9 protein-coding genes are annotated in these 12,860 nt (G+C 52.3%); 2 read left to right on the plus strand and 7 right to left on the minus strand.

All coding sequences use genetic code 11. From position 1 onward, the window contains the following. Window positions 1-106: 106 nt before the first annotated feature. Complete coding sequence (locus tag CA13_RS10305; RefSeq protein WP_419194156.1) at window positions 107-1,693, minus strand: NfeD family protein; 1,587 nt, start codon at window positions 1,691-1,693, stop codon at window positions 107-109. An 82-nt stretch (window positions 1,694-1,775) separates the two neighbouring features. Here CA13_RS10305 and CA13_RS10310 point away from each other — a divergent pair, with 82 nt between their 5' ends. Continuing rightward, window positions 1,776-3,632, plus strand: coding sequence for a sulfatase family protein (locus CA13_RS10310; protein WP_419194157.1), 1,857 nt, complete (start codon window positions 1,776-1,778; stop codon window positions 3,630-3,632). A gap of 31 nt (window positions 3,633-3,663) precedes the next feature. Here the strand turns inward: CA13_RS10310 and CA13_RS10315 are convergent, their stop codons facing one another. Genes CA13_RS10315 through CA13_RS10330 form a run of 4 tightly spaced genes read right to left on the minus strand, consistent with a single transcriptional unit; the run spans window position 3,664 to window position 9,009 of the window. Beyond that, window positions 3,664-5,085, minus strand: a complete 1,422-nt coding sequence (locus CA13_RS10315; RefSeq protein WP_146396074.1) for a hypothetical protein — start codon at window positions 5,083-5,085, stop codon at window positions 3,664-3,666. Continuing rightward, window positions 5,085-7,592 carry a hypothetical protein gene (locus tag CA13_RS10320; RefSeq protein ID WP_146396075.1) on the minus strand — a complete coding sequence of 836 codons (2,508 nt, stop codon included), beginning with the start codon at window positions 7,590-7,592 and terminating at the stop codon, window positions 5,085-5,087. Before CA13_RS10320 ends, CA13_RS10315 begins: the two co-directional genes overlap by 1 nt. Continuing rightward, on the minus strand, window positions 7,589-8,557 hold the full coding sequence (locus CA13_RS10325) for an ABC transporter ATP-binding protein (protein WP_146396077.1): 969 nt from the start codon (window positions 8,555-8,557) through the stop codon (window positions 7,589-7,591). The genes CA13_RS10320 and CA13_RS10325 overlap by 4 nt, the downstream gene beginning before the upstream one ends. A gap of 38 nt (window positions 8,558-8,595) precedes the next feature. Beyond that, window positions 8,596-9,009: a GntR family transcriptional regulator gene (locus CA13_RS10330; protein ID WP_146396078.1), complete on the minus strand. Its 414-nt coding sequence runs from the start codon at window positions 9,007-9,009 to the stop codon at window positions 8,596-8,598. 537 nt (window positions 9,010-9,546) lie between these two features. Between CA13_RS10330 and CA13_RS10335 the strand changes: the two genes are divergently transcribed. Continuing rightward, window positions 9,547-11,130: a trypsin-like peptidase domain-containing protein gene (locus CA13_RS10335; protein ID WP_146396080.1), complete on the plus strand. Its 1,584-nt coding sequence runs from the start codon at window positions 9,547-9,549 to the stop codon at window positions 11,128-11,130. Between the two features lie 106 nt (window positions 11,131-11,236). Here the strand turns inward: CA13_RS10335 and CA13_RS10340 are convergent, their stop codons facing one another. Together CA13_RS10340 and CA13_RS10345 are read right to left on the minus strand one after the other, a co-directional pair. Beyond that, window positions 11,237-11,938 carry a hypothetical protein gene (locus tag CA13_RS10340; RefSeq protein ID WP_146396081.1) on the minus strand — a complete coding sequence of 234 codons (702 nt, stop codon included), beginning with the start codon at window positions 11,936-11,938 and terminating at the stop codon, window positions 11,237-11,239. Beyond that, complete coding sequence (locus tag CA13_RS10345) at window positions 11,935-12,846, minus strand: hypothetical protein (protein ID WP_419194158.1); 912 nt, start codon at window positions 12,844-12,846, stop codon at window positions 11,935-11,937. The genes CA13_RS10340 and CA13_RS10345 overlap by 4 nt, the downstream gene beginning before the upstream one ends. Between the last annotated feature and the right edge of the window lie 14 nt (window positions 12,847-12,860).

Below are 12,860 nucleotides of genomic sequence, written 5' to 3' on the forward strand. Positions count from 1 at the left end.
GAAACACAGCGTCGTTCCATCCCACACGGAAATCAAAAGACCGGTCGCGGTAAATGGCCCCGACGGTGCCCCTTTCAAGTCTCGCCTGAGGTTTGACAAGAGTTTGCTATACCGATCTCACAATCACTTTAGCTCCCTGTTTCCCAATCACTTTCACTTGCGTTCCGCTCTCGATAAAGTCCCCTTCGGTGACGACGTCGACCGAGTAGTCGTCGATTTGGATTTTTCCGCTCGGTCGCAGCGGGGAAACTGCTTCACCGACGTTGCCGACTTCGACTCGTTGCCAACCGGGAAGCAGAGCTTCGCTCGCCATATTGCTTGTCGACACACCTTCGAGCGCAACGGTCGGTTTGAGCGTCAAGCGGCTCAGCCCTGGTATATCCTGAATGAACTGCGATAGAAACAACAGTGCTAATAAGAACGCGGCAAATGCGCCGACGACGGTCAACACATCCATACCAAGCCCCGATAAATCTTCGGCACTTTGTGGCAACAAAAATCGGCGAGATGCCATCACGAGCGACCCGAGTGTTAGCACAATCCCGCCGATGCCAGCGATGCCAAAGCCAGGAATCACAAACATTTCGGCACCAATAAACAGGATCCCAATCACGAATAGCGTCACTTCGAGCCATCCCGCAGTGCCGCCGAGAAAACGGCTCCAAAAGAACAAGCCAAAACAGAGTAGCGATGTCAGCCCACCGACGCCCAATCCCGGAGCACTCAATTCCATTACCAGCGCAACCAACCCAATCACGATCAATAGGAAAGTGACAAAACCGGTATTGAGCAGGAACACCATGGTATCGACCCAAGTTCGTTCCATAACAGGAATCGGTTCGGATACATTGAGCACTTCGGCAAGTTCATCGCGGCTATCGATTGTTTGATTTGCCATGCCAAGTTCGGTTGCTCGGCGTCCATTCGCGGTAAAGAACATCTCTTTGCCTGCTTCGCGAACCGATGCCCCCTTGGTCCATTCGTCTTGGTCGTCGAGCGACGCCCATTCCTTGTTGCTAAAATAGCGGATAGCACCGTCGCTATTGTTGGTCGCTTTAAAGACCACCATGTCTTTGTCAGTCATCTTTTCTGCTAGTGCAATCGGTCGATTCGTTGCAGACGCAGTGTCGCGGACTTTCTGAGCCAATACACTTCGGCTTTTCGCTTCGGTGTAACGATAAGCACCATCAGCGCCCATCACAATTTCGCCTGCATCACCGATCCGAGCATCGGGAAGCATAATGATTCGGTCACATGCCAAAGAGAAAAGCGCCGCGCCGCTGATTGCATCTTTTTCGATAAATGCAACGGTTTCAACATCCTTTGCATCGAGCACCATGTCCATCAAATCAAAGGTCACATAAGTGAACCCGCCTGGGCTATGGATATCGAAAATCACCACATCGACGCCCGATCTAACGGCATCGTCAAATTTCCGTTTCAGCAGCGCCCCACTGAGTGGATTGATGTCTTCGTGCAGCGGAATCATGACAGCCCGCCGAGCCGGTTGGTTTGAGTCGACTTTTTCGGCCACCGCATCTTGCCCCCGCGATGGGAGCGAAACGAGTGCCAAGCTCAGAGTCAGAAAACAACAAAAAAATCCACGCATAAGAATTTTCGGGGAAAGCAGATAGTGGTTGATCACCGCCGCGATCATAATGCAAAAATACACTTCCTCAATTTTAGCAACCATCCGAGATTGCTGCAGGAAGTAAATTCGGCGCTGTTGGATTAGAATGAACTCCGATCCTACCTCCAAAAACCCAGAAATGTCTATGAATCACGCGCAATCCGCTATGCGACTCTGTATTTACTTGCTTCTTTTCATGGTTTCCCCCTGCGTCAATGCGGCCGATCGCCCCAACTTTGTTTGGATCATGTCCGAAGACAACTCGACGAGCTACCTGAGACACTTTGACACGAATGGTGCTCCGGCACCTCATATTGAGGCATTGGCCGAGCATGGAATTACGTTTGATCGTGCGTTCAGCTGTGCTCCGGTCTGTTCGGTTGCTCGCACCACGCTGATCACTTCTTGTTATGCGCCACGCATCGGCACTCAATATCATCGCCGTAGCAAGATGGCGGCAATGCCATCGGGGCTAAAGATGTTTCCTGCCTATTTGCGTCAGGCTGGCTATTACACAACCAACAATAGTAAAGAAGACTACAACGCTACGAAGTCGGACGACGTTTGGGACGCCTCATCGAAAAAGGCATCATGGAAAAATCGCCCCGAACCGTCCACTCCATTTTTCCACGTTGTGACGACTACCTTGTCGCATGAAAGCAGTCTTCACTTCCCCGAAACCACTTTGAAAGAGTCGACGAAGACCGATCCGAGCCAAGTTTCGTTGCCACCCTATTTCCCCGACACCGAAGTTTTTCGGTACACGCTCGCTCGATACCATGACCGGATCATGGCGGTCGATAACGTGGTCGGTAAGATCGTAGAGGAATTGACACAGGCGGGTGAACTTGAAAACACCTTCCTATTTTACTTTGGTGACCACGGCGGAGTATTGCCACGGTCAAAGGGCTATTTGTTTGAGTCGGGCCTACGCGTTCCGTTAGTTGTCCGTGTCCCCGAGAAATGGAAAGGCTCCGTCGCTCGGGAATTGGGAAGTCGCACAGACGGCTTCGTCGAGTTCGTCGACTTTGGGCCCACCGTATTGAAACTTGCCGAAGTCGAAATCCCAAGTGGGATCGACGGCAACCCGTTTCTAGGCAAGGGGACCGACGCCAAAGAAGTCGACGGTCGGAACGAGACCTTCGGCTATGCGGACCGATTTGATGAAAAAACGGATCTAGTCCGTTCACTTCGCATTGGCGACCTCAAATACATCCGTAACTTTGAACCGTATTATCCCGATGGACTTCAAAACAACTACCGCTACAAAATGTTGGCGTACCAACAGTGGCGAGACCTTCACAATGAAGGGAAGCTCAACAAGGTTCAAGACCAGTTCTTCGTGCCCAAAACGGTCGAGGCATTGTACGATCTCCAAAGCGATCCACACGAAGTCCATAATTTGGCTAGCGACCCCAAATTTTCGAAGACACTTGCGCAGATACGAGCGAGATTGAACGAGCGGCTCAAAGCGATGCCCGACCTAAGCTTCGCCACCGAAGCGGGGCTGTACAATATGGCGATGGACAATCCTGTCGCCGCGGGCCAAAAACACCGCGAAGGAATTGGTCGACTAATCGACATCGCCAACCTATCGCTATTACCGTTTGCGGAAGCCGAACCGAAACTGCGGCAAGCGATCGAGAGTAAATCACCCTGGGAACAGTACTGGGGCCTCATCGCCGCATGTTGTTTCGGACCAGACGCTGCACCACTATCCGACACCGTCAAACCACTTCTCGAGAAGGCTCAACCGTTGGTCGTAATGCGGGCCGCCGAGTTCATGGCGCTTGCAACGGACGACGACCCACGTCCCGCGCTGTATCGAGCAATCAGTGGATGCAGCATCGAACCCGAAGCGTTACGAGTACTCAACAGCGCCGTGTTTTTACACGACGGCTTTGGCGACCGATTACGGATCAATGCTTCGGAGATCAATTTACCGGAGGCATTGATGGACAAACGGGATGTCACCAATCGGGTGGAGTATTTGGGGCGCTAAGAGTGTCGCCTTTTACTGCAGCAAAATGCGGTTATCGAACTCCAAAAACTTGGATTTCGCCTCGCCGTGTATAACGCAACGATGCGTCATATTTATCAGGACGCTCGGTCACCCATCTTGAGATATTGACATCGAAATCCCAAATCGCCATCGGATACCAGGTATAGGCGACGTCGTCTTCGTTGTCGACTTCATACCCAAGGGTAATTCCATCATGCCTTGCACAATCTTGTGGCGAGAAACCAACCTTCGATAGTTCGGTGAGCTCGGATGGCCAGCGACCTTCTTGCATCCGGAACTGCTTGATCGCGATCGTCACCAATGTCCAACGTCGCTCAAAGTCGATCTTTTGCATCCTATCAACGCGACCATCGATTCCCCATCGAAACCAACTCAGGTCACCAAGGATTGTGGCATAGGGAACGTTCACGACCGAGTAGTCGCGAGGTGAGTCATTTCTCTTTTCCCGCTTGGGTTTGCGTCGGTATTCGGCAAGCCCCTTTTCGAGTTCTCTAATTTGCTCGGTATCGGATTCCATTTCCTCAAGTAGCTTCCGAATCGCAGCCGAGGGAGTTCCGTAAGGTGCAAAGTCGACCCCGCCCATCACCTCCACCGAAAGGCACCCTGTTGAACGCGAGGTATAATAGTCGAGGTCTAACGCATTTTCGGATGCGACTGAATGCTTGACTCGATCCACGAGGTCATCGAGCGGTTCGAGTTGACCACGCAATTGTTCAAACTGTTCCGGTTCGGTCCAAAAACCAAGTTCGAGGGATTGTCGGATCAAGAGATAACGTTGCTGATCCGAGAACATTCGAAATCGACTCAATCCAAATTTTGACTTTGTGTCGAAGGCATCGGCAACCTGCTTCATCATTTCAAGCGTTAGCATCGCTCTCGAGCGGTCCCCTTCGTGAACTGCCACACGAAACTCTCGGCTCATTAAGTCTGTCAACAAATTCACATAGTGGTAATCGCTAATTGAAGAATGACGACTGAATCGGGACGATGGAAGCCATACTGGCGAGGTGTCTTCCGCAAGGAGTTTTTGGACTTGCTCAATGATCGGCTGAGCCCGCTCGACAAACGGTTCTTCAAGCAAACCTTCCGCCCATGGTTCACCTTCGGCTGCCAGTTCTTCTTCTCGTCCTTCGTTACGCGCCTTAAGAGACGCAAATTGATCCCAAAGCGCATAGGTGGCGGACAAGACATCAAGCCAAGCAGCAGACCGTTCATCTGACGCGGCATCGTTTGACCAATTTGCAAATGAAGTTGTGTTGATTGGCTTCCCTTCCTCGGTCCAGTTTGCAAGAATCGCTTTCACATCACCTGCGGCTAGCGATTCACGGACTTTGCCAACGGCAAACAGGGCCACAAGCAGAACCAATGGGATCGAAATGAGGCTTAGATAGAACCACTCGGATCGGTGAGTTGAACGGGTCGTTTTCATCATTACTCCATCTCCTTTGTCTCAGCTGAGTCGACATCTTGATTCGCAAGTGCCTTGGCTTTTTGTTCCCAAGGTGAATACCATTTGATCGACGGAAGATTCCTATAGGCCCACAACAAGTCCGACGGATGAACTCGATCCGATGACGCTTGAACCAGGGGACCGTATGGGCTGACATCAAAACTTTGCTCGGGTCCGATGAGCAAGTTGTGCAATTCGCGGCGAATCGGTTCGATCGGCTTGCCCTGTTCTGACGCTTCAATCATTCGCAACCCTGCGTCAGCGACCGCTTCGGCTAACCGCGGCTGGATAATGGGACGCAGCGGCATCGTGTACTCATCGGGACGCAGCGGCATCGTGTACTCATCGGGCCACGAGTTCGATTCGTAGCCACCAAGGCTATCGAATCGGCTCTCACGTTTGGTGACCTCGTCATACCACGAAATCAACACAGCACGCCGTCGGGCCTCACTTCGTGCCTCTTGGTTCGCCAACATCGCAATCGTTTCTTTTGCGAAATCACGTTCCCGAAACGCGTCGAAGGATTCATCGCTCATCAAATTGGTGAGCCATATTTCGATTACGTCAGCCCGATCTTGATCGAGCCAGCGACTACTTTTTCGCAGTCGCTTCACCACATCGACCATCATCTCGATCCAATCGGTCATCGCCGCGGCCTCGACTTCGTTATCCGGAGCGGACTGGACGCGAACTTTCTGGTAGTTGGCGTACTTGATCATCGGAAACAGCGTCTGCGAATCAATCGACAATGCCGGAACGTTTTCGATTGATCCCCCCGGAGGTTGGAAGAGCACTCGCGGCTCGAAATTGCGTTTTTCGAGCTGAGCCAATCGTTTCTCGGCCGACGGCTTTTCATCGATCAAGTTTTCATAACCCAACGTTTGATGGATCGTCAGCGGTTGTGGATAGGCAAACCGTTTCGTTGCCTTCGCCTGTGCCAATCGTTGACTTCGAATAGCATCGGAAATCGTCGGGAATTGGGCGACCTTTAATGCAGGCGAAATCAGTGGCACACACATGATGAGACCGATCGCACCTATCGAGATTACCCATGATTGCCAACCTCGGTTTTCATCCATATAGCGCCGCATCATCAACCATGTGGCCAACATCGGCAGCATGCTCAGTAAGACGAGTAGCCATAACGGCATGTAGAGCATCATCGCCGCATATCCCAGCCAATACGCAGTGAAGATCGATAACACTGGTGCTAAGACCGTCGACAAAGCTAACAATCGCGTTAGTTGGCTAGTCCACTGGGATACCGAATAGAACACCCACAAAACCAGCGTCACAAACGCGACGGATGGAATGAATTCCAATCCTTCGCGGTAAAGGTTCGGCAGAACTTGGTAGGTCAACAACCAATACAGCAAGATCGCAGTCGCAACGATACTGAGCCCAACCAAATGGCGCCCGGCCCAAACGATTGTCGGCGACGCTCCACGATCGGCCAAAAAACGTAACCGGCTGGCGCTACCATCGCCGGTGAACGCAAATACGCCGAGCCATGCTACGCCGACCAAACCGGCAAGCATCAGTGCCCCCAATTGTCCGCCAGCGAAACTGACCCATTGGCTCCGTGTGAAAAATGATCCTGCGACCGTGCCAAGCATGATCATCGCAGTGATCGCCAATAGCGTGTATCGACTGTGGTGGATCGATTGCCACAACAACGAAGCGATCGATAGTCGGTAGGGATCTCGCGAGGAGGAATCCAATTCGCTCGGTCGCCACGGTTCGGCCCAAGACAATGCATCAATTTTGCGAGGGGACTCTGGTTCCGTCGGCCCTAACGCCTTCATCGCCGCTCGGTTAGCCAACCAAGTCATCAACACGATGGATGCGACGAGAACCGAATAGGTGACCAAGACCGATTCAACCGAAGCGCCCCATGATGGCCCCAAGCCCCAATTTCGTAGGGAACCGATAGCTTCGATCACGACAAAAGGCACAATGGAAAGAGGAAGAATTCCTAGCAGGCTTGCGAATGTGCCTTTAAAACGCCAAGTCGTGTAAAAGCCACAGACAAGAATATAGAAAGAGTGAACCGCCAAAAAAACGTAGGTACTGGCGCCAAGCCAGCGGCCAAATCCCATTCCTCCCGCGTAGCCGCCGGTGTGACCAGCGTGTGTCAATGCCACCAATACAGCACAAACACCCCACATGATGACTAGACCGACCATCGATGCGGCAAGCTTGATCCAAAAGACTCTTGCCGGAGGAGTTGGCAGCGATCCAAGCCACCAAAGTGTCTTTTGCTCCTTCTCTTGACCGACCAAAACCGCTGCAGCCCCAACGGAAAACAATGCCGGCAAGACGAAGGGAAGATAGTTTCCGATATAGTCTCTTTGGTACGAAAACGTGGCGATCCATTGCCATAGTACGACCAATAGCAAACCAACCCCCGAAAGGATCAGCAACACCGGCATCAATTGCCGGCTCTCTTTCCATACTAAACCGCGAGTTGTTCCATGACCTTCATTCATGCTTGACTCCCGCTAGTGACCTTGGCATCCTCTTCGACGATCTCGGACGGGTTTTCGCGTGGCCGTCCCGGACCAAGTGAACCTTTGGTGTAGGCAATGAAAATCTCTTCGAGCGGCAATGCGCGTTCACTCGTCCCGACGACTCCTTCGCGTGAAGTGAAGAGGGAGTGCATGTCGGATGAAAAGTCACGGATCACCAATCGGCGTTGGCGTCCGTAGGTTTCCTCGCACAATGTCTCGGTCGAATCAGGCAATTTTGGTAATGCAATCAGCGGGTCGTCCAAGTTGACAGTCAATTCAATGATTGAATCCTTCAATTCCACCAACGGACAACACAATCGAAGTTTCCCTTGGTGCAAAATCGCGATCGTATCAGCCACGCGTTCGACTTCCGAAATTTGGTGGCTCGATAAGAAGACGGTTCGCCCGGCCGCAGCGCGGTCGATCATACTTTCCAAAAAATCGCGGCGGACCATCGGATCAAGCCCCGAGGTCGGCTCATCGAGGATCAACAGCTCGGGATCGTGTGCAAGTGAAAGGGACAGAGCCACCTTGGCTCGTTGCCCCTTGCTCAAATTGCGAATTTTTCGGTCCTCTGGAATCTCGTAGCGACGGATCGCTTCCCCGTAAGCGGGATGAAAATTGCCACCGTAGAATGAAGCAGCGAACCATCCAATCTCGCCTACCGTCATCCAATCGTAAAGTGCGGGGGCGTCAGAGACATAACCGACCCGGCGGCGAACCCCAAGTGGATCGCGCATTGGATCAATGTCGCAGACAGAAGCAGAACCCGAAGTCGGCTTTTGAAATCCAGTCAAAATTCGAATCATGGTTGTCTTGCCAGCTCCGTTTTCGCCTAGCAGCGCAAACACGGTCCCTGGTTCGACGTTCAAGTCAACGCCAAGTAATGCGTCACATCCGCGGAAACGCATCGTCAAATCAGTAGTGGTGATAACGTGATTCATAGAAAATTCGAAATGCGAAAGAGGTTACTCGGGCTGGTTTACTCGGGAACAGGTGTGTTGATGGTGGCGACGTTTCCGTCAAGCTTATTGAGCTTCACATCGACAATTTTGCGAATCTCATCAGCAGAAAGGCCGCCGTGCAAGGCCTCGCTCAACACGCTACTGATCCGATCAGCAATCACGGTTTTACGTTCCTTGCGACATCGTTCGACCGCCCCTTTACAGACGACCACACCGCGACCGCGAAGCGTTTCGATCACGCCATCGGATTGCAGTTCTTGGAAAGCGCGAGCGACCGTGTTGGGATTGACAGTCAGTTGCTGGCTCAATTGACGAACGCTCGGCAGCAATTGCCCTGAGCGCAGCGTTTGCTCCGCGATGGCGTATTTAATCTGGCGAACGATCTGTAAGTAGATCGCGACGCCGTTGGATGGATCGACCGTAAAAAACATTGTGTAGTCCCATCACCTTTCTATCGTTCGGGTGTACTAGCAAGATAGTATGGCAATTCAAATGGGAAGTCAAGTGTTTTTTTTGGCCGGACCGACCGACGGGCGTTCCAACGCATCGCAGTCACCTTGGGGCATTCTGCCCCGGCGGGGCGAATTGCCTCGCGAAGACACCCTCTCTACCGCAAAAAACACCGCAAATAGCGACTTCTTTGCTTATGGCACACGTTGTGCTTTTCGATCAACACCAGCGATAGAAGGATTGGTATCTACACAAGTTTGCGACAATCCAACTCACCCTCGTTCGAGAGGGGCGGAAACGGACTTGCGAGCTTTCCGGGGAGGGGCGACTTGGAAAGTTAGGCGGATTTGGCATTGCAAAATGCCCTCCCCAAAGACTCGTTCCTCGCCTTTGCCCCTCCCAAGGGAGGGTGAAGTGACTTGTGTAGATACCAATGCGATCGAAGAGAGGGGGAGTTCCCCACTCAATCGCCTCAACACCAAAGACTCCACGTTTCACTTTCCATAGGGACACGCTGTATGAAGACCACACTGAATCGTTCGAAATGGATGGCCACTAGCCTCGGGCTTGCTGCTTCGGTTGGATTGTTCGCCGGCGCCGCGTACGTGAAAGCCGACCAAGCCCATCGCGATCCGTTAGCCAACCTTTCGCCCGAGGCCGCCGAGGCAATCGATTCGGCAAACTCACTTTCGAGCGCATTCCGCACGATTGCCAATCGCGTTTTGCCATCGGTCGTCGCGATTGAAAACCGCCCCAAGATGGCATGGAATACCAATCAAAATATCAAACCATCAAGCGAACCGTTTGATGGAGAAAACCCGTTCAAAGGAACGCCCTTTGAAGACATGTTCAAGGGTCACAACTTTCAAATACCACCTCAAGGCCGATTCAAGATACCGACACCCAACAGACCCGGCCCTCGTGGTGGCATTGGTTCTGGCGTGATCATTGACGAGTCAGGCATTGTGCTAACCAATAACCACGTGGTCGCCGGTGGTGGCGAAGTGATTGTGCGAACACAAGATGGCCGCGAGTTTATAGCTAGCCATGTTTGGACCGACCCCAAAACGGACGTTGCGGTCGTGAAGATTGACGATGCAACGGACTTGGTCGCTGCCGTGCTAGGCAATAGTGATAAAGTCGAAATTGGCGATTGGGTCTTGGCTCTGGGACAACCTTTTGGCTTGGAAAGCACTGTGACCGCTGGCATTATCAGTGCAAAGCATCGCGGAATCGGCATCACCGCACGCGAGAACTTCCTGCAAACCGATGCCGCAATCAACCCTGGCAATAGTGGTGGACCACTTGTGAATTTGCGAGGTGAGATTGTCGGCATCAATACCGCGATCCATTCGCGAAGCGGCGGCAATGAAGGAATCGGTTTTGCCGTTCCATCGAATTTAGTCGATTGGGTGAGCGACCAGCTAATTGAAACGGGTACGGTTCGACGTGCTTACCTTGGTGTTGGTATCCAACCAGTCACGCAGAGCCTGGCGAAGCAATTATCGGTGAAACCTCGCGGCGGCGTTGTCGTCACCGACGTGTTCCCAGGAACTCCGGCTGCAAAAGCCGGCTTACAAACGGGTGACGTGATCGTTCGCTTTGGAGCCGAACCGGTTTCAACCCCGCAAGCATTGCAATTAATCGTTGAGCGAGCCCCCATTGGAAGTACGCAGACGATCGAAATTGTCCGCAACGGCAAATCTGTCAACTTGTCTTTTGAAGCCGCGGAACAGACAGCGAATTTCGCCAACCGTTCGAATGGTGTCAGCAATCCAGCAGAAAACAAACGCATGGAAGATCTTGGACTCGAGATCGCTCCGGTGGATGCGGATGTGGCAAAGCAACTTGGACTCGATCAAGTCGATGGCGTGGTAATCACGATGGTGGCCGACGGCAGCCCGGCCGATAAGGCGGGCTTGGCAACGGGCATGTTAATAACGCAAGTCGACCGAGTGAACGTGAACACGGCCACCGATTTTGAGGCGGCAATTGCGAAGAATCGCGAAGAGAAGAAGACGGGAGTCCTACTTTTGGTCCGCACGGAAAAAGGCTCACGATTCGTCGTGCTACAGTCCAAATTCGCTGTTGGCCCCTCATAGGGCGGACTCTTCTTTGGCGGCTAACATCGGAACCACCTCCCCTCCGAGGTTCCATGTTAGCCGTTTATTGCTTGACATCCATCGAATCAACGATGATGCGATTGCGTTAAAAGTTTGGCGGCGTGATCCAAGTGGGTGACGCAGAGCGGTTATGACTTCTCGCTTCTGGATTTATAGCACGGATTTGACCGACGACCAATTGGCTTTCGATGTTATTGATGTGAGGTTCAAACGAAGCCAAGATTCGGAGTTTTTCAGCCATCGCTTCCGACGCCACGATACCACGCAGCACGGTTCGGTCGCCTTGGTGGAAAACAACAATATCGGACTCGGCGGTCTGGCTCAGCAGCGACTGCAATTTCGCGTCTCGTTTCAAAGCAACGGCGGAAATATACGACGCGTCGGCCATGTCCGACACATCGATATCTAATCGCGGATAATACATCTCGCCTGGCCGAATTTGTGGAAACGGTCGGTTAATTTGCCCTGCCCGATTCGGTGGTTCTCTCAGCGATTCGACTGACGTACGCACTCGACCTGTTCCGATCGCTTGCTCGCTGCCGACAAATCCTTGCAGCGAACCTCGGTTCGATCCGACATAATCATTCCGAGAACGATTCTCTCTCAAGAACCGCTCGTCGCCCTCCAATGTCCCGGCCGTTTCCATTGCCTCAGGCGTCGCCGCTTGCGGTCGCGTACGCCTAGAAAGAGGTTGACCAACGGACCGCTCCCCGAACAGTTGCGCCTCCGCATCGCTAACGAGCAGGCTGACCATCATCAACACCATTAGACTTAAACGCATTTTCATGGTTCTTCACTTTCGGTTGCAGGATTGCCGAGTACATCACCGAGGGTTTGACCGAGGGAGATCCAGCAATCAAACTCGTTGACCATCAACTCAACACGAGTTTGATCAAACGATTTGACCCTCACGGTATGAAGCGGCAAATCCAATATTTGGCCCGTCGCGATAATTTGCGTCCTTGGCGGTGACCCCACAGCAAACCATCCTTCTAGTTCACCGGCTCGGTTTTGAGTGATTGCGTTGAGCCGAACTTGGCCGAGCGACTTTGAAAAACCCTTTGCAAACAAATTGCGACTTACGAATTCGTTAAACCTTTCGCGTGGCGGAAATGTTTGCTCATCACGCACCAACATCGACAATTCGCTTTGTCGCTCGGTTGATTGCAGCGACAATGTTTCGATCGACAAACTCAAGTCAAGTTGATTGCCATTGACTAGCGGGGTGAGCGAGAAGCTGCGAATTTTGTGTAGTTGAGCTGAGCGATGAAAGTCGTGCAGAAAATCGGTCAGTCGGTTGAGTGTCGTTCTCGCTCGAAGAGTATAGCCAATCCGATGCCCCACCAACCTCGTCGCGCGTTTATTGGTTCGTGAACGCGTCTCAATGGGACGTGGAGTTTCCGCATCCACCGATGCCGAATCCATCCGGTGTTCTTCGACAAGTTTCAGCAACCAATCCTGATAGCGAGATCGTGCGAGTGCCGGATCATACGGCAGCGCCCGTGCAGCACACTCGTCTAATTGGTTTGCCAATCGCCGACCAGTAACCTGAGAAGTGTTTGCATCCTGCAATTTTGAATCAACCGACTTCAACTCGCCTTCATATCGCTGCGTTGGTTGTTCAATGTACTTTCGATAGCCGGTATCAACAGCGTACATCAATATCACGGCAATCCCAGCAGAAGCTAAGAGCATGGTTCTGCGATCTT

It is taken from the genome of Novipirellula herctigrandis, from assembly GCA_007859835.1.
Taxonomy (GTDB): Bacteria; Planctomycetota; Planctomycetia; order Pirellulales; family Pirellulaceae; genus Novipirellula_A; species Novipirellula_A herctigrandis.

Coding starts and splice junctions, on each gene's coding strand:
- CA13_RS10305 (WP_419194156.1), bottom strand. CDS start 1,693: ATGGTTGCTAAAATTGAGGAAGTGTATTTTTGCATTATGATCGCGGCG.
- CA13_RS10310 (WP_419194157.1), top strand. CDS start 1,776: ATGAATCACGCGCAATCCGCTATGCGACTCTGTATTTACTTGCTTCTT.
- CA13_RS10315 (WP_146396074.1), bottom strand. CDS start 5,085: ATGATGAAAACGACCCGTTCAACTCACCGATCCGAGTGGTTCTATCTA.
- CA13_RS10320 (WP_146396075.1), bottom strand. CDS start 7,592: ATGAATGAAGGTCATGGAACAACTCGCGGTTTAGTATGGAAAGAGAGC.
- CA13_RS10325 (WP_146396077.1), bottom strand. CDS start 8,557: ATGAATCACGTTATCACCACTACTGATTTGACGATGCGTTTCCGCGGA.
- CA13_RS10330 (WP_146396078.1), bottom strand. CDS start 9,009: ATGTTTTTTACGGTCGATCCATCCAACGGCGTCGCGATCTACTTACAG.
- CA13_RS10335 (WP_146396080.1), top strand. CDS start 9,547: ATGAAGACCACACTGAATCGTTCGAAATGGATGGCCACTAGCCTCGGG.
- CA13_RS10340 (WP_146396081.1), bottom strand. CDS start 11,938: ATGAAAATGCGTTTAAGTCTAATGGTGTTGATGATGGTCAGCCTGCTC.
- CA13_RS10345 (WP_419194158.1), bottom strand. CDS start 12,846: ATGCTCTTAGCTTCTGCTGGGATTGCCGTGATATTGATGTACGCTGTT.